A 24,647-nucleotide genomic window follows, 5' to 3' on the forward strand; every position below is an offset into this window, starting at 1 on the left:
GATGGTTCAAGGGGAAGACCGGATGCCGCCGCCGCGAGGAGGTAGCGGCGGCATCCGGGGCGGGCGGGCCCTACTTGAAGAGGGCGTTGACCTGGTTGTTGGCTTCCGTGAGCGAGCTGGCCGGCGCCTTGCCGGACACCACCGCGTCCATGGCGGGCTCCATAATGCCCTTAACCTTCGCGGTGTTGTCCGTGATGGGGTACAGGAACGTGGTGTTGTCTTTGACGTGGCCGGTGAACGCGGAGACGTCCACGCCCTTTGCCTTGAAGGCCTCCGCGGCCTTGTCGGACGAGGCCTTGAGCGCGGGGAAGACAACCGCCTTTGAGGCCACGACGTCCTGGCACTCGGCGGAGGCGAGGTACTCGACCCACTTGATGGCGGAGTCCTTCTTTTTGGTTCCGGCCCAGATCGAGTCGGCCAGGCCGTTGAACATGGAGGCACGCTTGCCTTCCGGGCCCACCGGGGTGGGGGCGATGCCCACTTCGAGGCCCTTGTAGCCGGTGTACTGGCCGGTCATCCACGAGCCGTGGGCGTTGATGGCCGACTTGCCCGCTGCGAAGGTGTCCGCCATGCTGGCGCCCACAGTGGTCTCGAGCTTGGGCATGTAGCCCTTCGCAACCAGCTGCGCGAACCAGTCCATGCTCGCCTGGAACCTGGGGTCGTTGTAGTTGTAGTGGGTGCCCCAGGGGTTCTTGTCCGTGTGGGACCAGCCGGTGGTGTTGGTGAGGTAGCTCCACTCCGTCTGGCCCGAGGAGTCGCCGCCGCCGTTGAGACCCAGACCGTAGACGGCAACGTTGTTCTTGTCGAAGCCGGGCTCGTCCCCGCGCTTGCCGTTCTTGTCGACGGTCAGGTGGGCGATCGCCTTCTCGTAGCTGCCGCCGTCCTGCGGGTTCCAGTCGAGGTTGGCCATCTGCTCGGCCGTGAGGCCCGCCGAGTCGGTCATGGCCTTGTTGTAGAACAGCCCGATGGTGTCCCAGTCCTTCGGCAGGCCGTAGCGCTTGCCGTCCTGGCCGACCCACAGGTCGGCCAGGCCTTCGTTGTAGGCTGCCAGGTCCACGTTGTCCTTCTCGACGGCCTCGTCGATGGCCAGCAGCTGTTTGTTCTCCGCGAGCTCGCCGTAGCGGCCGAGGTGGTTGGTGAAGACGTCCGGGGCGGTGCCGCCAACAAAGCCGTTGGTGAGAGTGCTCCAGTAGTCATCCCACCCGCGCTGGGTGATCTTGACCGTGATGTCGGAGTTGGCCTTCTGGAAGTCGGTGGCGCACTGCTGGTAGGCGGGAAGCTGGTTGGCGTCCCAGAGCCAGTAGTTGATCTCGCCCTTGGCTGACTCTGCGGAGGAGGCGGAACCGCCGCCACAGGCGGACAGGGAGATGGCGATGGCTGCGGCGGCAGCGACGGCGCCGAGGGATTTTTTCATGGTTCTACTTTCCGTTCGGGTATGGGGAGGAGCGGGAGGGAGTTGGGGTGCTTATTTGATGCCGGAGAAGCCGATGGAGTTGACGATCTTCTTGCCGAAGGCGGCGAAGAGGATGAGGACGGGCAGTGCCGACACCAGGGTTGCGGCCATGAGGCCTGACCAGTCCGGGGCGCCCTGCGGGGACTGCGATTTGAAGACGCCGAGGCCTACCTGCAGGACGCGGACGTCCTCCTGGGATCCGACGAGCAGCGGCCAGAAATATTCGTTCCACTGGCCGATGAAGGTGAGCAGTGCCAGTGTGGCGATGGGCGCTGCGGCGTTGGGGAGGACAATCTGGAAGAAGATGCGCAGGTGCTTGGCGCCGTCGAGCATGGCGGCCTCTTCGACCTCGCGGGACATGTTCAGGAAGAACTGGCGCAGGAAGAAGATGGCGAACGGCGTCATAAAGACATAGGGAAGGACCATGCCGAGCATCGTGTTGAGCAGGTCCAGGTTCTTGATCAGCAGGAAGTTGGGCAGGGCCGTGAAGATCGGCGGGACCAGCATGGTGCCCAGGAACAGGCTGAACACAAAGTTCCGGCCCCTCCAGCGCAGCCGGGCGAAGGCGTAGGCAGCCAGCGCGCTGAAGAACACCGCCCCGGCGGTGGTGATGGAGGAGAAGATAAGGGAGTTCCGCAGGTAGAGCCAGAAGTCGATCGCGGCCCCCGAACCGCCCTCGGCGATGGCATCCTCCGGGCTCTGCAGCCCGAACACCCGCATAAAGGCGCCGAAAGTGAAGTCCGCGGGAAGCAGGCTGGCTGACTGGGCAGCCAGGGACCCGTTGGTGGACAGTGCCGTGCGCAGCACCCAGAGGAACGGGAGGACGGAGACGGCGATGGCCAGGACCAGGAGGGCCCATGCACCCGCGCGGCGGGGGTTGAACGGACGACGGCGGCGGGCTGGGGCCGGCAGCGGTGCGCGGCTGGTGGTGGTGGTCATGCGGGACTCCTTAGTCCAGGTCCGACTCGTTGCCCTTGAGGAACTTCATCTGGATGAAGGCCACGAGAGCGAGGATGAGGAAGAGAATGACGGCGATGGCGGATCCGTATCCGAAGTCCGACTCGGTGAAGGCGCGCTGGTAGATGTAGTACTGGATGACGCGGGTGGCGTTGACCGGTCCGCCCTGGGTGGTGACGGCAACCGTGTCGAAGACCTGGAATGAGCCGATTACTGTCACGACGAGGACCAGGACCAGGACGGGGCGCAGGAGCGGGATGGTGATCTTGCGGAAGGTCTGGAACGGTGAGGCCCCGTCCAGCTTGGCCACTTCGTAGAGGTGACCCGGAATGGCCTGCAGGCCGGCGAAGATCAGCAGCGCGGTGTAGCCCATGTGGCGCCAGGTGTTAATCAGGGCCTGGGTGGGGATGGCCCACTCCTCGCTGCCGAAGAACGCCACGCGGGGCAGACCTGCCCACTCGATGAACTGGTTGACCACACCGATCTGGTAGTCGAGCATCCAGAACCAGAGCAGAGCCGCGATGACGTTCGACATCAGGTAGGGCAGGAGCAGGGCGCCGCGGATGAGCGTGGATTTCGCGATCCGGTGCATCAGGAGGGCGAGGCCCAGGGCGAGTGCCGTCTGGAGGGCGATGTTGATGAGGACGTACTGGCCCGTGACGGCCAGGGAGTTCCAGAAGAGCGGGTCCTTGGCGATCGCCGTGTAGTTGTCCAGCCCCACCCATTCCGGATCTCCGAGGATGTTGTACTCCGTGAAGCTCAGGTACACGCCGCGGATGGTCGGGACGACATAAAAAAAGATGAACCCGATCATCGCCGGGGCGATGAACAGCAGGGCAATCTTCAGGTCTCCGAGGCGGCGTCCGCGACCGGCCCGGAGGAGGGTTTTCCCGCGGTGCTGGGGCTTGGATCCGCCAGCCACGGGATCCGGAAGTTTGGTGATGGTAGTCATCGTTGACTCTTCCTGATGGTGTGATGTGGGTAACAGCTGGACTCGAATCTACACGAGTAGATTCGAGCAGGCAAGGAAATTACCCTGCTGTTCCTGCGGTAATCTCGTACCGGCCAGTAATCATTGACTCGAGTAGATAGCCATGGGACACTGTCTGAAATGTCCATCTCGAGAGGCGTCCCGTGAGCGATCGGCCCTGTGGCTAGCATGGAAGCCATGACGACCTCGGCAGTACACACCCCCCGCGGCCCGGTGACCCGCAAGGACGTCGCCCGCTACGCCGGGGTGAGCACCGCCGTCGTCAGCTATGTCGTCAACGGCGGCCCGAAGAAGGTGGCCCCGGCCACCGAGGCGAAGGTCCAGGATGCCATCCGCATTCTGGGCTACCGGCCCAACGCGGCCGCCCGCGCGCTCAAGCTGGGCTCCAGTGAGACCATCGGCCTGGTCATCCCGGACAACACCAACCCGTTCTTTTCGCTGCTGGCCCACGCCGTCGAGGACGCCGCGGCCGAGCTCGGCTACGCCCTGCTGCTGACCAACTCGGACGGCAACCTCTCCAAGGAGCGCCGGAACATCCGCAACCTCGCCTCGCGCCAGGTGGACGGGGTGGTGCTCGCCAGCGTGCTGTTCGAACCCGACCTCGCGGCCCTCGAATCGGCGGAGATTCCCGCAGTGCTCCTGAACCATGGCGGCAAGTCACCCGGATTCAACAGTGTGGGCGTGGACCTGGCAGCCGGGGCGGGGATGGCGGTGGATCACCTGATCGGGCACGGGCACACCAGCATCGCCCTCGCCATGGGCACCAACACGGGCCACGATTACGATCTCCGTGAAGAGGGCTGGCTGCAGGCGCTTGCGGCGGCAGGGCTGCCGGAGGGGCCCATTGTCCGCGGGCCGTTCAGCCGGGAGGGCGGGTACGCCGTCGGCCGCAGGCTGCTTGCCTCGGCGGACCGGCCCACGGCCATCTTTGCCAGTTCGGACATGCAGGCGATCGGCATCCTGCGCGCCATCCATGAGGCCGGACTGAGCGTGCCGGGCGACATTGCACTGACTTCCTTCGACGGCTCTGCCGAGGCCGAATACAGCTGGCCCGCCCTGACGACCGTGGAGCAGCCGGTCCGGGTGATGGCGGAAGCCGCCGTCGGCGCACTCCTCGGCGCGCGCCGCGGCGAACCGGCGGAGCACCGCACGTTCCCCACCGAACTGCGGATCCGGCAGTCCTGCGGCTGTCCCGCTTAAACCCCATCGACTGCTCCATAACGGCCCTGTTGAGGGGTCTAAAGGGCCGCTTGGGCCCACGCCGGCAGGGTTCCCTGGCCGAGCCTGCGAGGCGAGGGGGCCGCTTGGGCCCACGCCGGCAGGGTTCCCTGGCCGAGCTTGCGAGGCGAGGGGGCGGGTGGGGAGCAGCCGACGTCAGGACAGGCGCTCCGCCCCGGCGGCCGGCGTGACAGTGAAGATGTCCGGAGCGGTGAACCCGGCTTCCGCGAAGGCACGCACGACAGCGTCGCGGACCTGCCGCTCGTACCGCACCGGCGTGAGGGCAATCGCCGAGCCGCCGAAGCCGCCGCCGGTCATGCGTGCACCGATGGCGCCGTGGCCGCGGGCCGTGTCCACGGCAAGGTCGAGCTCCGGGCAGGAGATCTCGAAGTCGTCCCGCATGGAGGCGTGGCTGTCATCGAGGAGGTGGCCGATGCGGGCTGGGCCGTGGGACCGGAGGGTGTCCACAGCCTGCAGCACGCGGGCGTTTTCGGTGACGACGTGCCGGACCCGCCGGAACGTGACCGGATCGAGCAGGCCGCTGGCCTCCTCGAGGTCGGCGACGGCGACGTCCCTCAGTGCTTTGACGCCCAGGACCTCGGCGCCAAGCTCGCAGGACGCGCGGCGGGAGGCGTAACCGCCGTCGGCGTGGGAATGCGCCACCTTCGTGTCGACCACCAGCAGGACGAGCCCGGCGTCCTGCGCCCGGAACGGGACGAGCTCCACGGACTGGTCGCGGCAGTCGAGGAACACCGCATGCCCGCTGGCGCCACGCAGCGACGCCGACTGGTCCATGATGCCGGTGGGCGCACCGACGAAGGCGTTTTCGGCATGGTGGGTGAGCATGACCATTTCCTCCGCGGTGAGCCCGGCGCCGGTGAGCTCGTTCAGGGCCGTGACGACGGCGCACTCGATCGCGTGCGAGGAGGACAACCCCGCCCCGAGCGGGACGTCGGAATCGAGGAGGAGGTCGAAACCGGGGACGTCGATGCCACGCTGCTGCAGGGCCCACACCACCCCCAGCGGATACTTGGCCCAGCCTTCGACGGCGCCCGGCGCCAGGGCGGCGTCGTCGGCCTCGACGAGCCCCTGGCCGCCAAAGGTGGACAGCAGGCGGATGCTGCTGTCGCCGCGAAGGCGGACGGCGGTCCTGGCCCGCTTGTCGATCGCGAAGGGCAGGACGAAGCCCTCGTTGTAGTCGGTGTGCTCGCCGATCAGGTTCACCCGGCCGGGGGCGGCCCAGACGCCGTGCGGGGCTGTGCCGAACGTGGCCTCGAACCGGCCTGCCAGGGCGCCGGTCCCGGCGTCCATGCATGTGGTGGTGTTCATGCGGGGGCGCCTTCCGGGGTCAGGGTGGTGAGCGTGGCCGCGCCGGCTGGCGCTTCACTGGCCACCTCCCGCAGCCGGGCGGCGACGGATTCCGGGGTGGTGTCGTTAATGAAGGCTCCCATGGCGGCCTCGGAGCCGGCCAGGTACTTGAGCTTGTCCGCGGCGCGTCGGGGCGAGGTCAGCTGCAGGTGCAGATGGCCGTCCCGGCGCAGGGCAGGCTCCAGCGGGGCCTGGTGCCAGGCCGCGATGTACGGGGTCGGCGTCGGGTAGAGGGCGTCGAAACGCTTCAAGAGTTCCGGGTACAGCCCGGCCAACTCGTCGCGTTCTGCGCCGTTCAGGGCGGCGAGATCCGGTACCTGGCGGTGCGGGACCAGATGAACCTCGAGCGGCCACCGCGCCGCGAAGGGAACGTAGGCGCTGAAGTGTTCGCCCTCGAGCACCATGCGGCTGCCGTCATTGCGTTCGGCCCGCAGCAGGGAGGACGTGAGCGTCTCCCCGCCGTCGGACGTGGCGGAGTATTCGCCGGCCGCGGCGGCCAGGACCGCGGCGCGGGGCGTGACGTAGGGGTAGGCGTAGATCTGCCCGTGCGGGTGGTGCAGGGTGACGCCGATTTCGGCGCCGCGATTTTCGAACGGGAAGACCTGCTGGATGCCGGGCAGCGCGCTGAGCGCCTCCGTGCGGTGGGCCCAGGCGTCGATCACCGTGCGGGTGCGCTGCCAGCCCAGCTCGGCGAAGGACCCGGTGTGCCGCGGGGTGAAGGCCACCACCTCGCAGCGGCCGACGGCGGGCGCGGCGGTCCCCCAGCCCGGCTCCGGCGGGACATCGTGCGTGGCCGGGCCCAGGGAAGGGAAGCGGTTCTCAAAGACGGCGACGTCGTAGTCCGGCGCCGGAATCTCGGTCCGGTTGGCCGGCGTCGTCGGGCAGATGGGGCACTGGTCCGCCGGCGGCAGATGCGTGCGTGACTGCCGGTGAGCGGCGACGGCCACCCATTCGCCGCTGAGCGCATCGAAGCGCAGCTGGCCTGGTTCCGGGCGGGCGGGCAGCTCGCGGTGGTCCACGAGGGAGGCGGCGGGCCGCCCGGCGGACCCGGCGTCGTCAAAATAGAGGATCTCCCGGCCGTCGGCCAGGCGGGTCATGGTGGTTCGCGTCATGGGTTCAGTTGTACACGAGAAAACATTTTCAAACAATAGAGCACAAAATGAAGCAAGAAGTGTGTGCGCTTCGCGGGTCCGGACACTAGGATATGTAGCAGGAAGCCCGGGCAGTCATTGCTTCCCGCTCCCCCGAATCCCCGCCGGCACCCCACGAAGGACGCAGAATGCTCGCCGCAGCACGCCACTCCGCCATCATCGCGGAGGTCCAGCGCGAGCGGATCGTCCGCGTCGCGGACCTCGCCCGGGTGCTGGGCGTGTCCCTCATGACCGTCCGGCGGGACATCGATGCCCTGGACGCGGCGGGGGCCGTGGAGAAGATCCACGGCGGGGCAAAGCTGCCCGGCGCGGTCAGTACCCACGAGCCCGGCTTCGAGTTGAAGGCGACTCAGCTGCAGGAAGAAAAGATGGCGATCGCGCATGAGGCCGCGGCCCAGGTGCGCGAGGGTATGGCGGTGGGCCTCAGCGCTGGCACCACCACGTGGGCGCTGGCGCAGCTGCTGTCCGCCGGCCCCCGGATCACCGTGGTGACCAACTCGGTGCGCGTGGCCGACGTCTTCCACCAGAGTTCGTCCCCGTCCACGGTGATCCTGACGGGCGGTGAGCGCACGCCCTCGGACGCACTGGTGGGGCCGCTGGCCACGTCGGCCCTCAAACAGCTGCACCTGGACGTGCTGTTCCTGGGCGTCCACGGCGTGGATGCCGACGCTGGTTTTACGACGCCCAACGTGTTGGAAGCCGAGACGGATCGGGCCTTCGTGGCTGCGGCCCGCCGGGTGGTGGTCCTGGCCGACCACACGAAGTGGGGCACCTTCGGCATCAGCACCATCGCCGGCCTGGAGGAGGCGGACGAGCTCATCAGCGACGAGGGCCTTCCCGGGGAGGCGCGGCGGATCCTGGCTGAGCGGGTGGGCAGGTTGCGGCTGGCGCCCGGCGGTGAACCGACCAATATCGTGCAACGCTAGTTCCATGGATCTGGAGGTGTCACCCGCGCTCACGATTCCCGCGTCGGAACTCGGCTGGCGGTTCTCGCGCTCGTCCGGGCCCGGCGGCCAACACGTCAACACGTCGGACAGCCGCGTCGAACTCTCGTGGAACATCGCCGCCTCAGCGGCGCTTTCGGACGAGCAACGGCTGCTGCTGGCGACACGGCTCGGACGGCGCCTCGTCGCCGGGGTGATCACAGTGACTGCGTCCGAACGGCGCTCTCAGCTGCGCAATCGCGAGATGGCCCTGGCCAAGCTTGCCGACCTTGTGGCGGAGGGCCTCGCTCCCGAAGCTGCCCGCCGCCGTGCGACCAAACCCACCCGGGGATCGAAGCAGCGGCGCCTCGCGGCAAAGGGACAGCGGGCGGCGACGAAACTGCAGCGCAAGCGGCCGTCCGCCGAGTAGCCCCGTCCGGTAGGCCTAGCCCGTCAGCTCGGCGGCGGCAAAGGAGACCGCGAATCGCGCGCACCAGATACTGACGGAGCTGTAGTCGGCCAGGTTCGCTCCGGGCGGGATCTGATAGTTCTGATCGCCTTTGTTAGCTTTGAGCGCACCCAGATCGAGGTGCGCCCCGTCATCGAAGAGGTACCACCCGGCCGGTCCTTCGATCACCGGGGCGTCGCTGAGCCACACCCGGAGGTCCGGACCGTCGGAGGTATCGAGACCTTCGAGCCTCAGGACGCGGCTCCCATCGGGAAGTTCGAGGATTTTCGCGGATCCCGAGCTGGAATGTTCATGGCTGATCAATTTGCCCGTGGCGAGTTCACGCGGGGCGGTCGACGTGGGCTTGCCGGAGGGTCCCGCGGGCTGGCTGGTCTGCGGGGCAGCGGACGGCACGTCCTCGCTCACGGTTGAACTCGTGAAGATCCGCCACGGCTGGAACAGATACAGCCCGACGGCGACTGCCATGGCGGCCAGCAGGACGGCAGCCGGAATACCGAAGCGCCTGATCATGCCCTTGGAACGACCGGGCCGATATCGAAGTTCCGGACGGCCACCCGGGCCCGCACCACCTGACGAGTCCGGCGGGTCATTCGGGTCATACCCTGACAGCGTCGCAGCGGGTTATTCAGCCGGCACGTCTGTGGGCAGATCCGGCGACCAACCCGGATCGTAGTCCGGGTGCTCCCGATAGGACCCGGCCAATATGGTCAGCATGGCCCGGCGGGCAACGGCAACCGTCCCTTCAGCGTCCGCGGGATCCTCGATTCCCTCCTCCGCGGCAGCTTGTTTCCAGCTGGCGATGATGGCCCGCTTCTGTGCGCACTCCTCCTCCATCCGCTCGCCCAGGGAACCCTTGCCGTCGCTTCCGTCTTCCGGGAGATCGGACGTACCGAGAACGAATATGCCATCCCGGATGGCTGCTTCTTCCTCCGCGATGCGCGCTTCCAGGAACTCGACGATATTCATGGCGACCATCATTGCACCCGCAGTCTCATGCATGACGATGTCATCCGGCCCTGATCTCCTCGCTAGGTCTTTTCCACCCACTGGGCGCGCCAGGCCGGCGCCTCGAAGGCTTCACTCCAGTACGCAGTCTCCGTGGCAATCTTGCCGTCCCGGAATTCGAAGATAAAGACCGTTTCATACGTCGGACCCTCGTAGTCCAGTGACGCCTCGAGGACCACCAGGTCCCCGCCGCTGACCAGCCTGCGGGGCGTGATGGTCGGCAGTTGCGGGAACGCGTTGTAGATGCCCCGCCGGTTCTCGGCGCCGCGGACCAGTTCTCCGGATTGCGGCCAGTTCATCACCGCGTCGTCGTGGAACAGCTCATCCATGAGCTCTACCCGACGGTCATTGATGCACCCGATCAGCCGTTTGACTACCTTCTCGTTTGCAGATTCCACAGTCCTCACGTTCCTCTCCGTTGATGTCTCGCATTTTGCGCCCGGACGCGTGGTTTGCGCCATAGGAGGAAGCCGCCCGCAACACCGCCAGTGCGGTCAGCGGGCCCGTTCGGCTGTGGATTTCAGGTCAGCGGTGAACTGGGCGAAGCTGGCATCGAAAGAGGGGATCTTTTTCGCGAAGAGCGGGAACACCGGTCCGCCGATGCGTTCGACCATCTCGAAGCGGGTCTGCCCGTCGTTGGTCTCGGTGAGGCTGTAGACGCGGGTTCCAAGCGAGTCACCCCCACGCAAGCCGGGCCGACGGCGCGAACCCCTTGATTTTCAGGTTGAAGGTGCGGCTCGGGTCAAGGGTGGGCATGGGGGTCCGGCTTCTGTGAGGTTGGGGTGATTACCGCCGCTGTGGGGCAGCGGCGGCAATCACCCTCGAGGTTCTCCGCCTCGAGGATGCTGTATCCGGCGACCTCACGCTGGCTCGGCGCCGTGGCGCCGCCGGGAGAAACGCGGAGTGCTTGGTCGGTGCGGTCGGGAAGAATCTCAGGCGGTGACGGACCGGCCGGTGAACGCGATCAGTCGCTCCAGGCTGCCGGCCGTCTCGGTCACCGGGGCCGCGGCCGCGAAGCTCCCGCTGGCGCGGACCTGATCGGAGATGGTCACCTGGGCGAGGCTCTCGACGTAGTCGGTGACGACGTCGGAGACCACGAGTTCCTGGCCGGCGGCCGTCGCGAAGTCCCAGGCATGCACCAGCAGTTCCAGGTTGAGGATGCCGGCCACCACGGTGGCGGGAAGTTCCGCGAAGCCCATGTCGATGGTGCCTTCGATGCCGCGGCGGGTGAACGCTTCAAGGGTGGGCTGTGCGAGTCCGGCGATGCGCACCTCGGGGGCTGCTTCGGCGTCGTCCGCCACATCAGCGCCAAGCGCGCCGCCGATCTGCTTGAGCGACCCGGCCAGGTGCCCGAGCAGTTCGTGGGCGGTGAACTCCTCGCAGGGAGTGGCTTTCTCCCGGTCTTCCGGGGTGAGCTTGCGCAGCACGCCCAGGAGCACGGCGAGGGAGGCATCGGCGGCACTGAAGTGATCGATCGGATCCGGAGCCGCGGACCACTCGTCCGGCCCAGCGCCGGTCGCGGATGACGTTTCGGCCAGCAGGCGGTCCAGATAGTGGTTCCAGCCCTCGGCATGGGCAGCGGCCTGTTCGGGCGTGAGTCCCTCGTGCACCAGGCGCAACGAGGTGCCGTCGGCTTCGGGCTCCAGGGTGATCGTCACGGTGGACGCGCCGGGCGCCAGGTCCATCCCGGATTCCCAGCCCCAGGTGAAGACGATGCGCTTGCCCGGCTCGATCTCCTGGAACGTGCCGGCGGCGTGGTGGCCGGGGGTGACCGTCCAGCGGTATTCGCCGCCGATCCGCAGGTCCACCCGGGCCGCCACGGCCTGCCATCGGCGCAGGCGTTCCGGCTCCGTGATGAGCGCGAACGCCTCGTCGGCACCGACGGGCAGGTGGATTGTCTTATCGAAGCTCATGTTAAGGGTCCTTATCTTGAGGGGAAGTATCCGGCTGGGTCCGGTGGTGTTGCGGGGGTCCGGGACGCTGGCGGGCCAGTGCTTCGGCGTCGGACGCCAGCAGGTCAAGTTCGTTGGTCCAGAACTGCTCGACGAGATCCCGAAGCCTGCCCATGCCCACGGGGTCGAGGCGGTAGTACCTGTTCCGTCCCTCCTTGCGCGCAGTCACCAGGCCTGCCTGCTCCAGCAACAGCAGGTGCTGGGAGACAGCGGAGCGGCTGACCGTGAAGTGGGCGGCCAGCTCCCCCACCGACTGTTCGCTGCGTGCCAGAAGATGCAGCAGCCGACGGCGGTTCGGCTCCGCGGCGATCTCCAGGGCATCCAGCACAGATAATACGTTAGTGTACGCTAACGCATTGCGCAAGAGCTCCTGCCGGCCTCAGTCGACGGAGCTCAAGAATTTCGTCGCATCCTCAGCCACCTGCTCAGGGCACTCCCAGAGAACCAGGTGCGCGACGGCGGGATAGACCTTCAACTCGGCGCCCGCTATTCGTGCCGCCAGGGCCTCCTGGTGCCGCCGCGGCAGCACGCCGTCGTGGGCTCCCCACAGGATCAGCGTGGGGGCATGAATCGTTCCGGACTCGGTGGGCGGTGTGGCGGCGAACAGGCCTTCCAGAATGCGCCTCCACGCGTGCGCCGGCATCCTGACACCGTCCTGCACCCGGTCCTCGATGAACCACCTCGGCACTGCATGCAGCAAGGGAAACCAGGACAGCGAATTCCGCACCCAGTCCTCGTCGATGGGGTCCGTGAGGCGATCGACCTCTTCCGTGAAAGCGGGCCGGGCCCGCAGGCTCAAGGGAGAGCCCACCAGTACAAGCGCCGCGACGCGCTCCGGGTGCCCGACAGCCAGCTGCTGGGCCACGTAGCCGCCACTGGAGGAGCCCAGAACGAAGGCCCTCTGCACGTTGAGGGCATCCAGGATTGCGGCGGCATCCGCGGCCTGTTCCGCCAGCGAATACCCGTCCGCCGGTTTGTCGGCGTCGCCCTGGCCCCGAAGGTCGGGCGCATAGACCCTGAAGCCAGTCAGCCGCGGCACAAGGCGGTCGAAGCTTCGGCGGGATTCGCCCCATGCATGCAAGAGCAACAGTGGCCGCGCATCTGCGCTGCCCTGGACGAGGCACGGCACCGTGATGCCTGTGGTGAGCCGCAGATTCCGGACCTCGGAGTCCATAGGCTCAGGGTACGCCTCACCGATTGCGCCTTGGCGGCCCTCTGCCCGGAAGTGCGGTCCCGCGCCAAGGTGCCGTCCGCTGCCCGGGAGGATAGTTTGAGGACATGACGGCAAGCTACAGGTACGACGTCGAGATTCTGCATCTCCTCGTGTCGCCCGCGCACGCGTACTTCGGCCGCGCCCGCGAGGGCGCAGCGGACGTCCCGACGACGGATGCGGACCGGGCGGAGCTGGTGGCCGGCAAGGGGATCGTCGGCGACCGGTTTTTCAGCAAGGCGGCGCACATGGATGCGGCCGTCACCCTGATCGCGGTCGAAGCCCTCGAGGCGATGGCCGCGGAGCTCGGCGTCGGGCCCTTTGACCCGCTCCTGACCCGGCGCAATGTGGTTCTCCGGGGCGCACCATTGGCTCCCCTGTTGGGTCACGACTTCGCCCTGGAGTCGGGCGGGGATCTGGTGCGGCTCCGGGCGGGGCGGCCGGCCCACCCGTGTGCCTGGATGGACCAGATGCTTGCCCCCGGAGCGCACGCGGCCATGCGCGGACGGGGAGGCGTGCGCTGCCAGCCGCTTTCGGACGGCCCGCTGCACCGCGGCCCGGCCGTGCTGGTCAGCCCGGTGGAGCTCGACCCTGCTCGCGCCGGCACGCCCAGCCTGCTGCGGCCGTCGCGGCTGCCGTAGCGTTTCACGGTCTCAGGGCCGATTCCGCCGGCGCTCATTTGATTGACGCCGGAATCGACTTGAATCACACTGAACAAATGAGCGATGCCGAGAGGGAACCGACCATCCGTAAGGTTGCCGAGCGCCTCGCCTCCCGCTTCCCCGAGGCGCCCCGGCACCGGATTGAAGGGATAGTAGCCGAGGAATACGACTCTTTAGACACAGGGCGGATCAGAATCTACATCCCGACGCTGGTCGAAAACAGTGCCCGGACCCGGCTCCACCGTGAGCTCAACAACTAGACGATCCCAGTCGGCGGCTCAGCCCCTCTGAGGAGAGTATTCGGGGTTCTCACCCGAAGGCCTGCGCCGCCCCAAGGGACTTTGGACACGGGCCCCGGCAGGTCCACCCCGCCTAAAATTGAGCATGGCCAGTTCCGGCACGCCCGGACTGGAACGAAGGACGACCCGCAGGAGTAAAACTCGTGTCCAGCGCGGAGATCGAAGAACTGCGCGCATTGCTTGAAGAAGTCATCAGGCTCCGGCGCAACGTCAAGCACGCCAAAACAAGCAGCGGCGGAAAGATCGACGCCGTGCGGCCCCGCCACCGCAAGAACGCCCTCAACCTCGTTCACTACGGAGGCACAGATCCGACATGGAGCTGACGGCCCTAGTCCTCATCACCGCCACGCTGTTCGTGTGGGCACTGGTTTCCGCACGGCTTCAGCAGGCGGACCTGACCGCTCCCGTGGTGTTCACCGCTGTCGGCGCGGCCATGGCCTGGTCCGGGATGGTCGATGGCGCCTCGCCCCCGGAGGCCGTCACCCCAGTGGTCGAGGTCACCCTGGTATGGGTGCTTTTCTCCGACGCCGCCCGCCTGCCCCTCCAGCAGCTGCGCCGTGACGTGGGCCGTTACGTGCGGCTGCTGGGGGTCGGCCTGCCGCTGACAATAGTGTTCGGGTGGGCCCTGGCCTTCTGGTTCTTCCCCCAGTTCGGGCTGTGGCTGGCCCTCCTCGTCGGCGCCGCACTGGCGCCCACCGACGCCGCCCTCGGGATCCCCGTAGTCACGAACCCGGCGGTGCCGTCACGAATCCGCCAGCTGATCACGGTGGAGAGCGGCCTCAACGACGGCATCGCCACCCCGGTGGTTATGGTCGCCATCGCCGGCGCGGCCGCCGCAGCAGGACTGGAGAGCGCCGCCGCTCCCGGCAGCGCCGCCGTCGCGCTGCTCGTCGGCGCCGGCGTCGGCGCAGCAGCCGGAGCCCTGGGCGGGTGGCTGCTTCAGCTGGCCCGCCGGCACGGGGCCGCCGCCGAGGACTTTGTCGGCATCGGAGTCCTTGCCCTGAGCCTGCTCGCTTACACCGCCGCCCTCGCGGTGGGCGGCAACGGGTTCGTCGCAGCGTTCTGCGCCGGCCTGGCGTTCGGTACGTGCGCCGGCCAGCGGGGACCGGCGGAACTGGTCTTCGTCGAGCAGATGGGCGGACTGGCCTCCCTGCTGGTGTGGCTCGCTTTCGGAGCCATCTCCGTTCCGACCATGCTGGCGAACTTTGTCCCCCTGACTCTGGTCTATGCGGTGCTCAGCCTCACGGTGGTGCGCATGCTGCCGGTGGCCCTCGCCTCGATGGGTGCCGGCCTCGACCGCAAGACCATCCTTTTCGTGGGGTGGTTCGGTCCGCGCGGCCTGGCTTCGCTCGTGTTCGCACTGCTGGCGCTGGAAACCCTCGGGCCAGTGTCAGACGAAGCGGTGGGCGTCATCACCGCCACCGTCCTGCTCAGCGTCCTGGCCCACGGCATCAGCGCCGCGCCGCTGGCCGCCCGCTACGGACGGGCCGCCGCTGGCCCGGAGCCCGGCGGTCCGGTGCCGGTCACTCCCTCGCCCGCCCGGGGCTTGAGCCGCAAGCACACCGTCGTTCCGCGGTTGTGGCCGACATGGCGCCGTCGCTGAGCCCGGATCCGCCCGGCCGGTCCGGCGGGTCCGACGGCGACGCGCCCGTACGGCGGTCCGGAACGCCTGCGGCTCCGAATCACCTTCTGAGACCACGACAGGAGGTGACCATGAGTGTTCAGGAGAACACCGCTGCCAAGGAAGCGGCCACGCTGTGCCGGTATGTCTTTCCCACGGAAATGGGCCCCTGCACGGTGCGTGTCCAGAAGGGCATCGAGGGCCCGCCTCCCACGTCCGGAACAGCGGATGTCTACCTTCACGGCGCCGCGGGATCCTGGACTGACTTCGTCCCGCTGCTTTCCGGCGCACAGACCCGGGCGCGGGTGCTGATCGATCTGCCGGGCTGGGGCGAATCCACGAAGGGCGCGCGGCTCGAACAATTCAGCATCGAGGCGATGGCCCGCGCTGTCACCGACGTACTGAACTCGCTCGGTTACCTGCGATGGAACCTGGTGGGCCACTCCATGGGAGGGTTCCTGGCGTTGCACATTGCCGCGACGTCGCCGGAGCGGACCGCCAGCGTAGCCGCCATCTCTGCTACGACCTTCGGCGTGGCCGAAGCAGCCCGTCGGCCACTGCGCGGCCTGTCCGGATTCCCGGCGTTCGCCGGCATGCTGCTGCTCATGCGTTCCGTGACGGCCCTCGGCCCGGCAGGGTCGGCGCTGGTCCGCGCAGTCCGTGCCACACCTGCGATGGGACTGCTGTTGTCCCCGTTCTTCGCGAACCCCGCAGCCCTTTCCAAAAGCGTGATCCGCGGCCTTGGCCGCAATGCCCGGCCCGCAGGCTTCTGCGCTGCTGCCGAGGCCGCGGCGCACTACGATTTTGCTCCGTGGCGCGGGATCCTCTGTCCGGTGCTGGCGACCCGCGGGGACAGCGACGTGTTCACGCCTCCGTCCGATCTGGCCCGGCTGGCCGATGTGGTCCCGCACGTCCGGATGGTGACGATCCCCCGCTGCGGCCACTTCGCGAACATCGAACAGCCGGACCACGTGCAACAGTTGCTCGATGACCTGCGGTCACCGTGAGGCGACAGCGACGGGCAGTCCCACCATCCAAGTGCACGACGGCAGGGGCCTCCCGCCGTCGTGCTCCCGTCCGTCCGCGGCGCTACGGCCGGGACTCGACGACCGGCGCGGCCGCCGGTGGCAGGACCAGGTCGAGGCGCTTGATCCGCCGGTAGGCGACGCGCACGAACCGCACGCCGTTGGAGGCGATGCTGACTGCCCCGAAGAAGGCGAAGCCGAACACAGGGTCCCCCGCCTCGGCGATCCTGAGCACGGCGGTTCCGGCCAGGAAATATATGGTCCCTTCCACGGTGTTCACGCCGAGGGACAGCAGGCTCAGTCCGCGGGTTGACGCGCTGGCCAGGCCTTCATACGCCGCCGGGATGGCATAGAAAAGCGTCGATAGACCCAGCATGAGCCCCAGGGCGTCCTCAAACGGCAAAAAGAACCGGGCTCCGACCGTTGCAAGGGCAAGGGCTACCGCCGAGCCAGTGCCGGCCAGGATAATTTCGCGGTTCTTCCGGGCGTCGGTCCTGGCGACCTCCCGGCACAGGAAGGCGTGGATGACGATCCACAGGATGTTGGCCGCCAGCACCCACCAGCTCTGGACCAGCACCGCCAGCGCCAGCCAGCCGAGTCCCGTGCCGGCCAGAACGCCCAGGCTCAGGCCGCTGACGCCGTCGCTGGTCCCGGTGCGCTGCACGCGCAGGAGCGCGGGTACTGACCGGATGAGCTCGACGGCGATCAGGACCAGCCCTGCGAGGGCAGCGGACATTTCGGCGGACAACTGGCTCCTTCAGATTCCTTTGGGTTCTTGCGCGGCTCCATCACCATAACCGGGCGGCGGGGACGCCTGCGATCCCCCAACGCCTGTGACGAGTCTCACGGGCAATAAATGCCAATTCAGCTTGAGCCGATCGCGCCGCGCTGTGCACTATGGAAAGGCACGGCAGGGACGTCAGAGTCCCGCCGCAGCAGCCCCTGGCCCCTCCGACGCTCCGCGCACGCAGCGGATCAGATGGCCGGCGGCAACAGTTTTACCCATCCTGGTGGACGCAATGAGGCCAAACCGGTGAGCTCGCAGAGCTGCCAACGGTCCCGGAGCGTTCCCGGTTTGGCCCCTACGGCGGCTCCGCATCGGTGCGGCAGCCGGACACCCGGATTCACGAATGGAAGCACTGAACAATGACGTTTGAAACTGCCACCTCTGTCACCCACAAGCTCTGGGACCGCTCCACGATGCACCACGAGCTGGACGCCCTGATCCACGACCTCTCGGTCCGGCACAACACCCCGAAGAGCAACATCGCGGTCCACGCCAGCGGCCCCAGCACGTTCACGCTCAGCCTGAACAACGGCGAAGCCAACCTCGAGACGGTCAACCTCTAGCACTACCCACACGCAACACCACGACGACGGCGGGAGTCTCCCGCCGTCGTCGTCGTGTTTCAGCCGAAGGTCACCGGGAAGCGGACCGCCGCATCTCCGTCTTGGCCCGGTACATGTCGTGATCGGCCGCGATCAGCAGCGCCTTGGCCAGTTCCTGGTGTTCGGCCGTACCGGCGTCCGCTGAAACGGCCGTATCCGCCCGGCCCACGGACATGCCCAGTTGGAGCTCGGTCCCAGCGACGGTGACGGCGTCCTCCAGGCAGCTCCGGACGCGGCCGGCCACCGCGTCCAGCTCCGCAGGGTGCTCCAGCCGGGGGATCAAGACCACGAACTCGTCGCCGCTGTAACGCGTGACCGTGTCCGCGTCGCGCACGGCCCGGGAGAGCATCCGCGCCACGTGCACCAGGACCTGGTCCCCCGCCGCATGGCCCAGGGTGTCGTTCACGTGCTTGAAGTTGTTCACATCGCAAAAGAGCAGGCCCACACGGTGCCGCTGTTCGCCCGCGCGCGCCAGGGCTGCCAGCAGGCTTTCCTCCAACCGCCGCCGGTTCGGCAGTCCCGTCAAAGGGTCATGGAGTGCCCGGTGGTGTGCCTCCCGCAGGAGTTTGGCGCGGTCCGCTTCTGCGTCCTCCAACTGCCGGTGCGCGCTGGCCAGCTCGCGTTCGTATCGCCGCCGTTCGGGGGCGGCGAAAAAGATCATCAGGTCCCTCGGCTCCGTCCCGTCCGCGGTCCGGGTGATCGACAGCAGGACCGGCCGGCGTTGCCCGTCAGGTCCCAGAATTTCGATCGAGAGCTCAGCGAGGTCGCCGTCGCGTTCCAGCTTCGGCCCGGCATGGGTCCGGTACATGAGCCGGTCGCCCGCCGGCATGAGGTCCAGCAGCCGGCTTCCGACGAGCCCGCCGGCCGGGACACCGGCCCAGGCGCACATGGTGGCGTTCGCGGCGAGAATGGTTCCGTCGGTGCCCGCCACGATGTAGCCGGCAGGCGCCTGGTGGAAGAGTTCCCCGTAGTCGACGGCGGCCGGGGTCACCTGGCTCATCCCCGTTTGAGGAAGTCAAGGATGGCGGCGGCCGTTTCCTCCGGGGCGCTGCTTTGTGGGAAGTGGCCGGTGGCGGCAAGCCGGACCAGCGTGCTGGTGGGGAGCTTCTGGTGAAGGTACGTTCCCACGTGGTCGGGTGTGACGACGTCGTCGGTGCTTTGCAGGACCAGCACGGGGACGGTGACTTCGGCCAGCAGGTGCCGGACATCGGACAGGAACGCCACCCGGGCAAAGTCACGGGCAACCCGGGGGCTGATCCGCCCGAAGCTGCCTTGGATTTCGTGGTCCAGGTCGGGGGCGTGCGGTGTGTTCATGTAGACCGGCGCCATTGTCTCGGCCCAGACGACGTAGTTGGCGTCCAGGGATTCGAAGACGTCGTCGATGTCCTGGCGGGTGAAGCCGCCCGCGTAGCCGTCCTCGGGGTGGTCGAGGTAGCTGGGCGAGGCGGTGGCCAGGACCAGACGGCCGAAGCGGCGGCTTTCGTCCCGGACGGCGGCGCTGACGGCCATCATGGACCCGACGCTGTGGCCGATGAGGGTGGCGTGCTCCAGCCCGAGTTCCGCGCAGACTTCCAGCAGGTCATCGACGTAGGCGTCCAGCTTGGAATAGGTGTCCGAATCGTAGGCCGACTGGTCGGAGCCGCCGGACCCCACGTGGTCCAGCAGCACCACCCGGTAGCGGTCGGTGAACCAGGGCAGTACTTTGTGCCACATCGTCTGGTCGGTGCCGAAGCCGTGGGCGAACACCAGGACCGGGCCATCCTTCGGCCCATACACCTGGACGTTGTTTCGCGCTGCTGCACCGGACGACATCTGCCAACTCATTCTTTTTTGTTTCCTCGCTTCAGCGAGCCGATCGGGACCGACGGCGGAGTGACACCTCCGCGCTTCCGCGCTGCCGGTGCAGGTGCGTCCGTCCGGTGGTTCCTGTGGCTGGTCCCTGTTGGCACGTCGCTGCCCGCGGTACATGGCCGTCGTCGGATGTATTTCGACTGGTTGGGTCCATAGTAGCCCGGCGGCGTCGTGGCTCCGTGCAGGCATCGTCGCAGGTCATGGTGCACTCAGTGGGGCCGTTCAAGGGCGCTCTCTGCTCTCAAACGCTCCGAATGATAACCGAAGCCAGCAGCCCAGCCATCCCCCGTCGACGGGAAGGGATTACCCCGTGGACGGCCACCGCCGTCGGTACCCAAGTCGGCGATGACACCGGACATATTCGTGTCCGATGATCGCCGGCATGCGCTAAAGAACCTTGCTGAGGAATCCTTGAGTTCTCGAGTGCCGTGGAGAGGAAAAGATCTGCTCCGGTGTGCCTTCCTCGACGATCAGCCCCTGGTCCATGAAAAGCACGCGGTCGGCTACTTCCCGGGCGAAGCCCATTTCGTGGGTGACGACCACCATGGTCATACCCTCGTTGGCCAGGTCCTTCATCACCGTCAGCACTTCGCCGACGATCTCGGGGTCGAGGGCGGAGGTCGGTTCGTCGAAAAGCATGATTTTCGGATCCATTGCCAGAGCCCGGGCGATGGCAACCCTCTGCATTTGTCCGCCCGACAGACTCCCCGGAAAGGTGTCCATCTTTGCTGCGAGGCCGACCTTTGCCAGCAGCATTTCGGCCTTGGCGCGGGCTTCTTCCTTCGTAACCTTCCCGACCTTCAGCGGGGCAAGCATGACGTTATCGAGGACTTTCAAATGTGGGAAGAGGTTGAAGTGCTGGAATACCATCCCGGCCTCCTGCCGAACCAGGTTGATGTTGGTTCTTGCGTCATCCAACCTGTGTTTGTTGATGACGATGCTTCCGGAACTGATCGATTCCAGGCCGTTCATGCACCTCAGAAAGGTGCTTTTCCCGGAACCTGAGGGGCCAATAACGCACACGACCTCCCGCTCACGGATGTGGCAATCCACCCCCTTGAGCACATGGTTTGGTCCGAACTTTTTGTGCAGGTTTTCAACAAAAATCACTTCATATTCCGTTCTAGAGGCCCGCGGGCTCTGGGAGTTTGAGGGGGTCGACGTGGATCCCGGTCCTTTTCTCGTACAGCCGCCCCAACAGGGAAATGCTGTAGCAAATGACGAAATACATGGCAGCTACAACCAGGAATGTCTTGATGGGGTCACCGGTCAGGTTGGTGACAACGTTGCCCGCGTGGGTGAGCTCAAGAAGGCCTGTGACGGTGACCAGCGACGAGTCCTTGACCAAACCGATGAGGAAGCCGATCCCGGGCGGAACCATGATCTTTACCGCCTGTGGCAGGATGACGTACCGCAGTTTCCGCCAGTAGTCGAGGCCCAAGGCGTCAGCTGCTTCACTTTGGCCCTTGGCGACGGCTTCGATGCTGCCTCGCACGATTTCGGCCACATAAGCGGCGGCAAAGCAGGTCAGCGCTATCACGGCCGAGGAAAACTTGTCCGGTTCCAGACCCGGAAACAGCAACGGAATCCCGAAGAAGACGAAGAAGATGATGACCAGGACGGGAATTCCGCGAACGCAGCTGATGTAGATGGTGCTGATCCAGCGGGCAATTCTGCTCGGGGAAGTCCGGGCGATGCCGAGGATCAGGCCGAAGATGACTCCGAGTATTCCGGACACTGCACAGAGCTGGATGGTCAGCCACGCCCCCTCGACGAGGGGTACGAGGTCCTGCCACTCAAAGTCCCTAAACATGCGTCCCCACCGCCCACCGGAACAATGTCGTTTCGGCCCGCTTTGAGACCAGCGACATCAGTGCTGATACTCCGAGGTAGAGGAGCCCGCCGACGGCAAGCACCTCTATGGTCCGGTACGTGGTGTTGCTGACGCTCATGATCGCGTTGGTCAATTCAGGGAGCGAGATGATGGATCCAATCGACGAGGCCAAGAACAGCAGAATGAGCTGGTTGGTCAATGCGGGGAAGACGTTTCGAGTGGCCGGCAACAGCACGATGTAGCGGACGATCTGGGCGGGTTTCATGCCCAGCGCTTTCCCGGCCTCACGCAGGCCGCGGGGCACCGATTCGAACCCTGCGCGGTAAATTTCGGCTGTATAAGCGGCATTGTTCAGTGTGAGGCCGATAATGGCCGCCCAGACGGGCTCGAGGTTGATACCCAGGCCGGGAAGGGCAAAGTAGATCAGGTACAGCTGCACGAGCAGAGGCGTGTTGCGGATGGCCTCGATGTAGCAGGTGCAGAGGACGCTGACCGGCTTTCCGGGTCCGGCCTTACCCAGGTACACGAGAACACCGAGCGCGCTTCCCGCCAGCATGGCCAGGAGGGTGATGTACAACGCAGTCCAAAGCCCCTCCAGAAGAAGCGAGCTGTACGGGAGAAGGTCTCCAAAATATAAAGCCATGTGCAAAGGGTCCTGTCCGTGAACGGCAGCGAGGGTGGAGAACTTCAGGTCCTCCACCCACGCTGGAGGGCGCGTCCGACTTCTGTTAGTGGGCGAGGAAGGGGGGCAGGCTCAGCCCAAACCACTTCTGCAGCGAGGCCTCGTTCTGTCCGGAGATGTTGTAGTTCCGGATGAAGTTGTTGAGGTAGTTCAGCCACGTCTGGTCTCCCGGCTTAACGCCAATCGAGAACAGTGCCGGTTTGATCGGGTCGCCTTTGAGCACCTGGAACGCGGCAGGCTCTTTTTTCACCAGGCCGCCAACGATGGCGTTGTTTTCGATCAAGGCGTCCACTTTGCCGCTCTTGAGCGCCTGAATGGAGTCGGCGGTTGTGTTGAACCCGGTCACTTTGGCGTTGGGGAAGCTGGCCTTAAGGATCTGTTCGCCCACGCTGCCCCTGGAGGTGGCCACCGATTTGCCGTCCAAATCGGCGTAGCTGGCGATCGGGCTTCCAGCCGGCACCATGAAGACCGTGGAGCTGGCAGCGTACGGGTCAGACATTTCGACTACCTGTGCACGCGCATCCGAAGCGGTGAAGGTGGCAATCACGACATCCGCCTTATCGGTCTGCAGCAAAGGGATGCGGCTTTCGTTCGTGGCCGTAACGAACTCGACCTTGGCGCCCAGCGAGGCGCCAAGCGCGTTGGCGACGTCAATGTCGAAACCCTCGCGGTCCCCAGACGAATTCATTACCCCGAATCCCGGGGAGTCTGCACTGACGGCGATCTTGACCGTCTTCGACTTGAGAACCTTTGTGAGATGGCTGTCCGCCACGGCTCCTGTTGCGGCACCGGCGTTAGCGGCGCCGTTCGATGAGCAGCCCCCCACCGCCAGGGCCATAGCGACAGCCGGAACAAGAAGCAACTTCGGTGTTGCTCTGAACATGGGAACTCTCCTGTGATCGTTTGTGCGTATCGGAAGCGGCCGCTGACGGCGTCCCGAGTATCCCCAGCCGCTTTCGCGACGAGAATCGTATAGGAATATGTTGTATCATATATGCAATGTGATCCAGGTCAAGCTTTGTGAACTAAGGTCTGTCGCGCAATCGCCGACCAAGCGCCCGCGAGGGCCCGTTCGGCCACCGAAAGGAAAGAAATGGCGGCACCAACCGCAAGCGACACAACGCTGACCAAGGTCGCTGCCGGCGGGGTCTACTCGGCACTTCGCCAGTCGATACTCGACGGCGACATCACCCCGGGTACACGCATTAACATCGACGCCGTCTCCAGGCGGCTGGGCGTGTCCCACACCCCGGTTCGAGAAGCCCTGCAGCGCCTGGAGGGCGACAACCTGCTGATGTATTACCCCAGCCGCGGTTACAGCACGACGCCGCTGCTGAGCCTTTCGGAGCTCCGCTCCCTGTTCGAGTTCCGGCTTCTGGTTGAGCCCTGGGCGGCGCGCTCTGCCGCGGTGGAACGCCTGTCAAACCCGGCCGGAGCCCTGCGGGCCGAGCTGGCATCACTCGAGCGTCACGTCGTCGATGACACGGCAAACCTGCGCCAGGACCTAGTGGCTCACGATGCACGCTTCCATGACCTGATCTTGGCCTCTGCCGGCAACGAAGTCGTCCAGCAGGCCTACGTCCAGACCCACTGCCATTTGCACATGTTCCGGCTCTACCCCGCCGATTTGGACGGGCGAATCACCCTGTTGGAGCACCACGGCATTCGCGAAGCCATCGAAGCCCGGGATCCGGGCACGGCCGAGGACGCCATGAGCGAGCACATCCGCAACTCCTTCTACCGCTTCGCCCGGGCATTCGACGAGGAACCGTCTGCGCTGGCCGAAGCCACGCTCGTGCGCATGACCCCGGATCGCCCGTAGCTTCTAACCGGCCGGACGCAGGCGCAACGCCTGCATGCCGCCGTCGACCGCTAGCTCGGTTCCCGTGGTCGAGCCCGCAAGAGGGCTCGCAAGATAGGCAATGGCGGCTGCGATCTCGTCCGGGGCGACCAGCCGTCCATGCGGCTGGCGCGCCTCCAGAGCGGCGCGTTCCGCCGCCGGGTCCTCGGCCTGGCCCAGCAGACGGCCGACCCATGGCGTGTCAGCGGTGCCTGGATTGACGCAGTTGACCCGGATACCTTCGTGGATGTGGTCCGCCGCCATACTCATCGTCAGGGCCCGCACAGCTCCTTTGGTGGCCGAATACAGTGCGCGGGCCGGCAACCCAGCGGTGGCGGCGATAGAAGAGGTATTGACGATGGCCGCGGCGGGCGACAGCCGGAGGTAGGGCAGTGCTGCGCGGCTTACACGCACTGCGCCGACCACGTTGACGTCGAAAACGCGGTGCCATTCGGCGTCGTCGTTGTCCGCAACAGTGCCCTGCGCACCTATCCCGGCGTTGTTGACCACGACGTCGATTCCACCCAGTTCCCGCGCGACCTGCTCGACTGCGGCACGTATGGAAGCATCATTGGCGACGTCGCACTGGATCGCGAGCACCGAAGCGGGCACGGCATCCGGGTTGAGGTCCAGCACCGCCACTTTGGCCCCGCGGCTCAGTAAGTGCGAGGTTGTGGCGGCACCTATCCCGGAGGCTCCCCCGGTGACGATGACCCGGATACCGTCAAACTCCATGCCTGGATCCCT

General features: G+C 66.4%; 30 protein-coding genes. 10 read left to right on the top strand and 20 right to left on the bottom strand.

Features of this window, described 5'->3' with window-relative positions; all coding sequences use genetic code 11:
* Positions 1 to 70: 70 nt before the first annotated feature.
* From AC1DF4_RS09050 to AC1DF4_RS09060, 3 genes are read right to left on the bottom strand one after another with little or no spacing between them, the layout of a single operon-like run.
* The gene (locus tag AC1DF4_RS09050; RefSeq protein ID WP_476912571.1) at positions 71 to 1,414 is read right to left on the bottom strand and encodes an ABC transporter substrate-binding protein; all 1,344 of its coding nucleotides are present in this window, start codon (positions 1,412 to 1,414) and stop codon (positions 71 to 73) included.
* 51 nt (positions 1,415 to 1,465) lie between these two features.
* Positions 1,466 to 2,392, bottom strand: coding sequence for a carbohydrate ABC transporter permease (locus AC1DF4_RS09055; RefSeq protein ID WP_476912572.1), 927 nt, complete (start codon positions 2,390 to 2,392; stop codon positions 1,466 to 1,468).
* Between the two features lie 10 nt (positions 2,393 to 2,402).
* The gene (locus AC1DF4_RS09060; RefSeq protein ID WP_476912573.1) at positions 2,403 to 3,362 is read right to left on the bottom strand and encodes a carbohydrate ABC transporter permease; all 960 of its coding nucleotides are present in this window, start codon (positions 3,360 to 3,362) and stop codon (positions 2,403 to 2,405) included.
* 207 nt (positions 3,363 to 3,569) lie between these two features.
* Here AC1DF4_RS09060 and AC1DF4_RS09065 point away from each other — a divergent pair, with 207 nt between their 5' ends.
* A complete protein-coding gene (locus tag AC1DF4_RS09065; protein WP_476912893.1) occupies positions 3,570 to 4,601 on the top strand; it encodes a LacI family DNA-binding transcriptional regulator in 1,032 nt (343 codons plus the stop codon).
* Between the two features lie 174 nt (positions 4,602 to 4,775).
* Here the strand turns inward: AC1DF4_RS09065 and galK are convergent, their stop codons facing one another.
* Positions 4,776 to 5,948, bottom strand: a complete 1,173-nt coding sequence (galK, locus tag AC1DF4_RS09070) for a galactokinase (protein ID WP_476912574.1) — start codon at positions 5,946 to 5,948, stop codon at positions 4,776 to 4,778.
* A complete protein-coding gene (galT, locus tag AC1DF4_RS09075; protein ID WP_476912575.1) occupies positions 5,945 to 7,099 on the bottom strand; it encodes a galactose-1-phosphate uridylyltransferase in 1,155 nt (384 codons plus the stop codon). The genes galK and galT overlap by 4 nt, the downstream gene beginning before the upstream one ends.
* Before the next feature lie 167 nt (positions 7,100 to 7,266).
* On the opposite strand from galT, the gene AC1DF4_RS09080 reads away from it, so the two are divergent.
* Positions 7,267 to 8,064, top strand: a complete 798-nt coding sequence (locus AC1DF4_RS09080; protein WP_476912576.1) for a DeoR/GlpR family DNA-binding transcription regulator — start codon at positions 7,267 to 7,269, stop codon at positions 8,062 to 8,064.
* A gap of 4 nt (positions 8,065 to 8,068) precedes the next feature.
* Complete coding sequence (gene arfB, locus AC1DF4_RS09085) at positions 8,069 to 8,491, top strand: alternative ribosome rescue aminoacyl-tRNA hydrolase ArfB (RefSeq protein ID WP_476912577.1); 423 nt, start codon at positions 8,069 to 8,071, stop codon at positions 8,489 to 8,491.
* Between the two features lie 15 nt (positions 8,492 to 8,506).
* Here arfB and AC1DF4_RS09090 read toward each other — a convergent pair whose 3' ends face one another.
* The 7 genes from AC1DF4_RS09090 to AC1DF4_RS09120 form a co-directional block, all read right to left on the bottom strand.
* Positions 8,507 to 9,040 carry a DM13 domain-containing protein gene (locus AC1DF4_RS09090; RefSeq protein ID WP_476912578.1) on the bottom strand — a complete coding sequence of 178 codons (534 nt, stop codon included), beginning with the start codon at positions 9,038 to 9,040 and terminating at the stop codon, positions 8,507 to 8,509.
* A 111-nt stretch (positions 9,041 to 9,151) separates the two neighbouring features.
* On the bottom strand, positions 9,152 to 9,529 hold the full coding sequence (locus AC1DF4_RS09095) for a DUF6221 family protein (RefSeq protein WP_476912579.1): 378 nt from the start codon (positions 9,527 to 9,529) through the stop codon (positions 9,152 to 9,154).
* 29 nt (positions 9,530 to 9,558) lie between these two features.
* Complete coding sequence (locus AC1DF4_RS09100; RefSeq protein WP_476912580.1) at positions 9,559 to 9,933, bottom strand: nuclear transport factor 2 family protein; 375 nt, start codon at positions 9,931 to 9,933, stop codon at positions 9,559 to 9,561.
* Between the two features lie 96 nt (positions 9,934 to 10,029).
* The gene (locus AC1DF4_RS09105) at positions 10,030 to 10,224 is read right to left on the bottom strand and encodes a hypothetical protein (protein WP_476912581.1); all 195 of its coding nucleotides are present in this window, start codon (positions 10,222 to 10,224) and stop codon (positions 10,030 to 10,032) included.
* A gap of 243 nt (positions 10,225 to 10,467) precedes the next feature.
* A complete protein-coding gene (locus AC1DF4_RS09110; RefSeq protein ID WP_476912582.1) occupies positions 10,468 to 11,448 on the bottom strand; it encodes a TIGR03086 family metal-binding protein in 981 nt (326 codons plus the stop codon).
* 1 nt (position 11,449) lies between these two features.
* On the bottom strand, positions 11,450 to 11,815 hold the full coding sequence (locus AC1DF4_RS09115; protein ID WP_476912583.1) for an ArsR/SmtB family transcription factor: 366 nt from the start codon (positions 11,813 to 11,815) through the stop codon (positions 11,450 to 11,452).
* A 51-nt stretch (positions 11,816 to 11,866) separates the two neighbouring features.
* Complete coding sequence (locus AC1DF4_RS09120) at positions 11,867 to 12,661, bottom strand: alpha/beta fold hydrolase (protein WP_476912584.1); 795 nt, start codon at positions 12,659 to 12,661, stop codon at positions 11,867 to 11,869.
* A gap of 104 nt (positions 12,662 to 12,765) precedes the next feature.
* Between AC1DF4_RS09120 and AC1DF4_RS09125 the strand changes: the two genes are divergently transcribed.
* The 5 genes from AC1DF4_RS09125 to AC1DF4_RS09145 all read left to right on the top strand — a co-directional run bounded on the left by AC1DF4_RS09125 (position 12,766) and on the right by AC1DF4_RS09145 (position 16,286).
* Positions 12,766 to 13,338, top strand: coding sequence for an MOSC domain-containing protein (locus AC1DF4_RS09125; RefSeq protein ID WP_476912585.1), 573 nt, complete (start codon positions 12,766 to 12,768; stop codon positions 13,336 to 13,338).
* 77 nt (positions 13,339 to 13,415) lie between these two features.
* The gene (locus AC1DF4_RS09130; RefSeq protein ID WP_476912586.1) at positions 13,416 to 13,619 is read left to right on the top strand and encodes a three-helix bundle dimerization domain-containing protein; all 204 of its coding nucleotides are present in this window, start codon (positions 13,416 to 13,418) and stop codon (positions 13,617 to 13,619) included.
* A gap of 182 nt (positions 13,620 to 13,801) precedes the next feature.
* Positions 13,802 to 13,981 (top strand): hypothetical protein, encoded by a 180-nt coding sequence (locus AC1DF4_RS09135; RefSeq protein WP_476912587.1) that lies wholly within the window; start codon positions 13,802 to 13,804, stop codon positions 13,979 to 13,981.
* Entirely contained in the window at positions 13,972 to 15,261 is a 1,290-nt protein-coding gene (locus tag AC1DF4_RS09140; protein WP_476912588.1) for a cation:proton antiporter domain-containing protein, read from the top strand. Before AC1DF4_RS09135 ends, AC1DF4_RS09140 begins: the two co-directional genes overlap by 10 nt.
* A gap of 110 nt (positions 15,262 to 15,371) precedes the next feature.
* Entirely contained in the window at positions 15,372 to 16,286 is a 915-nt protein-coding gene (locus AC1DF4_RS09145; protein ID WP_476912589.1) for an alpha/beta fold hydrolase, read from the top strand.
* 82 nt (positions 16,287 to 16,368) lie between these two features.
* Here the strand turns inward: AC1DF4_RS09145 and AC1DF4_RS09150 are convergent, their stop codons facing one another.
* Positions 16,369 to 17,052, bottom strand: a complete 684-nt coding sequence (locus AC1DF4_RS09150; protein ID WP_476912590.1) for a hypothetical protein — start codon at positions 17,050 to 17,052, stop codon at positions 16,369 to 16,371.
* Between the two features lie 398 nt (positions 17,053 to 17,450).
* Between AC1DF4_RS09150 and AC1DF4_RS09155 the strand changes: the two genes are divergently transcribed.
* Positions 17,451 to 17,654 carry a hypothetical protein gene (locus tag AC1DF4_RS09155; protein ID WP_476912591.1) on the top strand — a complete coding sequence of 68 codons (204 nt, stop codon included), beginning with the start codon at positions 17,451 to 17,453 and terminating at the stop codon, positions 17,652 to 17,654.
* Between the two features lie 70 nt (positions 17,655 to 17,724).
* Here the strand turns inward: AC1DF4_RS09155 and AC1DF4_RS09160 are convergent, their stop codons facing one another.
* From AC1DF4_RS09160 to AC1DF4_RS09185, 6 genes are all read right to left on the bottom strand, one after another.
* Entirely contained in the window at positions 17,725 to 18,693 is a 969-nt protein-coding gene (locus AC1DF4_RS09160) for a sensor domain-containing protein (RefSeq protein ID WP_476912592.1), read from the bottom strand.
* A complete protein-coding gene (locus AC1DF4_RS09165; RefSeq protein ID WP_476912593.1) occupies positions 18,690 to 19,517 on the bottom strand; it encodes an alpha/beta fold hydrolase in 828 nt (275 codons plus the stop codon). Before AC1DF4_RS09165 ends, AC1DF4_RS09160 begins: the two co-directional genes overlap by 4 nt.
* Before the next feature lie 414 nt (positions 19,518 to 19,931).
* Complete coding sequence (locus AC1DF4_RS09170) at positions 19,932 to 20,654, bottom strand: amino acid ABC transporter ATP-binding protein (protein ID WP_476912594.1); 723 nt, start codon at positions 20,652 to 20,654, stop codon at positions 19,932 to 19,934.
* A gap of 13 nt (positions 20,655 to 20,667) precedes the next feature.
* Complete coding sequence (locus tag AC1DF4_RS09175) at positions 20,668 to 21,357, bottom strand: amino acid ABC transporter permease (RefSeq protein ID WP_476912595.1); 690 nt, start codon at positions 21,355 to 21,357, stop codon at positions 20,668 to 20,670.
* The gene (locus AC1DF4_RS09180; protein ID WP_476912596.1) at positions 21,350 to 22,021 is read right to left on the bottom strand and encodes an amino acid ABC transporter permease; all 672 of its coding nucleotides are present in this window, start codon (positions 22,019 to 22,021) and stop codon (positions 21,350 to 21,352) included. Before AC1DF4_RS09180 ends, AC1DF4_RS09175 begins: the two co-directional genes overlap by 8 nt.
* A gap of 85 nt (positions 22,022 to 22,106) precedes the next feature.
* On the bottom strand, positions 22,107 to 22,832 hold the full coding sequence (locus AC1DF4_RS09185) for a transporter substrate-binding domain-containing protein (protein WP_476912597.1): 726 nt from the start codon (positions 22,830 to 22,832) through the stop codon (positions 22,107 to 22,109).
* 321 nt (positions 22,833 to 23,153) lie between these two features.
* Between AC1DF4_RS09185 and AC1DF4_RS09190 the strand changes: the two genes are divergently transcribed.
* Positions 23,154 to 23,882 carry a GntR family transcriptional regulator gene (locus AC1DF4_RS09190; RefSeq protein ID WP_476912598.1) on the top strand — a complete coding sequence of 243 codons (729 nt, stop codon included), beginning with the start codon at positions 23,154 to 23,156 and terminating at the stop codon, positions 23,880 to 23,882.
* Positions 23,883 to 23,885: 3 nt separating this feature from the next.
* Here the strand turns inward: AC1DF4_RS09190 and AC1DF4_RS09195 are convergent, their stop codons facing one another.
* Positions 23,886 to 24,635 (bottom strand): SDR family NAD(P)-dependent oxidoreductase, encoded by a 750-nt coding sequence (locus AC1DF4_RS09195; protein ID WP_476912599.1) that lies wholly within the window; start codon positions 24,633 to 24,635, stop codon positions 23,886 to 23,888.
* Between the last annotated feature and the right edge of the window lie 12 nt (positions 24,636 to 24,647).

This window comes from Arthrobacter sp. 05N429 (genome assembly GCF_056397045.1).

What these genes read in the sequence shown, in the direction of transcription:
- AC1DF4_RS09050 (WP_476912571.1), bottom strand. Translation starts at nt 1,414, where the DNA reads ATGAAAAAATCCCTCGGCGCCGTCGCTGCCGCCGCAGCCATCGCCATC.
- AC1DF4_RS09055 (WP_476912572.1), bottom strand. Translation starts at nt 2,392, where the DNA reads ATGACCACCACCACCAGCCGCGCACCGCTGCCGGCCCCAGCCCGCCGC.
- AC1DF4_RS09060 (WP_476912573.1), bottom strand. Translation starts at nt 3,362, where the DNA reads ATGACTACCATCACCAAACTTCCGGATCCCGTGGCTGGCGGATCCAAG.
- AC1DF4_RS09065 (WP_476912893.1), top strand. Translation starts at nt 3,570, where the DNA reads ATGGAAGCCATGACGACCTCGGCAGTACACACCCCCCGCGGCCCGGTG.
- galK (WP_476912574.1), bottom strand. Translation starts at nt 5,948, where the DNA reads ATGAACACCACCACATGCATGGACGCCGGGACCGGCGCCCTGGCAGGC.
- galT (WP_476912575.1), bottom strand. Translation starts at nt 7,099, where the DNA reads ATGACGCGAACCACCATGACCCGCCTGGCCGACGGCCGGGAGATCCTC.
- AC1DF4_RS09080 (WP_476912576.1), top strand. Translation starts at nt 7,267, where the DNA reads ATGCTCGCCGCAGCACGCCACTCCGCCATCATCGCGGAGGTCCAGCGC.
- arfB (WP_476912577.1), top strand. Translation starts at nt 8,069, where the DNA reads ATGGATCTGGAGGTGTCACCCGCGCTCACGATTCCCGCGTCGGAACTC.
- AC1DF4_RS09090 (WP_476912578.1), bottom strand. Translation starts at nt 9,040, where the DNA reads ATGATCAGGCGCTTCGGTATTCCGGCTGCCGTCCTGCTGGCCGCCATG.
- AC1DF4_RS09095 (WP_476912579.1), bottom strand. Translation starts at nt 9,529, where the DNA reads ATGCATGAGACTGCGGGTGCAATGATGGTCGCCATGAATATCGTCGAG.
- AC1DF4_RS09110 (WP_476912582.1), bottom strand. Translation starts at nt 11,448, where the DNA reads ATGAGCTTCGATAAGACAATCCACCTGCCCGTCGGTGCCGACGAGGCG.
- AC1DF4_RS09120 (WP_476912584.1), bottom strand. Translation starts at nt 12,661, where the DNA reads ATGGACTCCGAGGTCCGGAATCTGCGGCTCACCACAGGCATCACGGTG.
- AC1DF4_RS09125 (WP_476912585.1), top strand. Translation starts at nt 12,766, where the DNA reads ATGACGGCAAGCTACAGGTACGACGTCGAGATTCTGCATCTCCTCGTG.
- AC1DF4_RS09130 (WP_476912586.1), top strand. Translation starts at nt 13,416, where the DNA reads ATGAGCGATGCCGAGAGGGAACCGACCATCCGTAAGGTTGCCGAGCGC.
- AC1DF4_RS09140 (WP_476912588.1), top strand. Translation starts at nt 13,972, where the DNA reads ATGGAGCTGACGGCCCTAGTCCTCATCACCGCCACGCTGTTCGTGTGG.
- AC1DF4_RS09145 (WP_476912589.1), top strand. Translation starts at nt 15,372, where the DNA reads ATGAGTGTTCAGGAGAACACCGCTGCCAAGGAAGCGGCCACGCTGTGC.
- AC1DF4_RS09155 (WP_476912591.1), top strand. Translation starts at nt 17,451, where the DNA reads ATGACGTTTGAAACTGCCACCTCTGTCACCCACAAGCTCTGGGACCGC.
- AC1DF4_RS09160 (WP_476912592.1), bottom strand. Translation starts at nt 18,693, where the DNA reads ATGAGCCAGGTGACCCCGGCCGCCGTCGACTACGGGGAACTCTTCCAC.
- AC1DF4_RS09165 (WP_476912593.1), bottom strand. Translation starts at nt 19,517, where the DNA reads ATGAGTTGGCAGATGTCGTCCGGTGCAGCAGCGCGAAACAACGTCCAG.
- AC1DF4_RS09175 (WP_476912595.1), bottom strand. Translation starts at nt 21,357, where the DNA reads ATGTTTAGGGACTTTGAGTGGCAGGACCTCGTACCCCTCGTCGAGGGG.
- AC1DF4_RS09180 (WP_476912596.1), bottom strand. Translation starts at nt 22,021, where the DNA reads ATGGCTTTATATTTTGGAGACCTTCTCCCGTACAGCTCGCTTCTTCTG.
- AC1DF4_RS09190 (WP_476912598.1), top strand. Translation starts at nt 23,154, where the DNA reads ATGGCGGCACCAACCGCAAGCGACACAACGCTGACCAAGGTCGCTGCC.
- AC1DF4_RS09195 (WP_476912599.1), bottom strand. Translation starts at nt 24,635, where the DNA reads ATGGAGTTTGACGGTATCCGGGTCATCGTCACCGGGGGAGCCTCCGGG.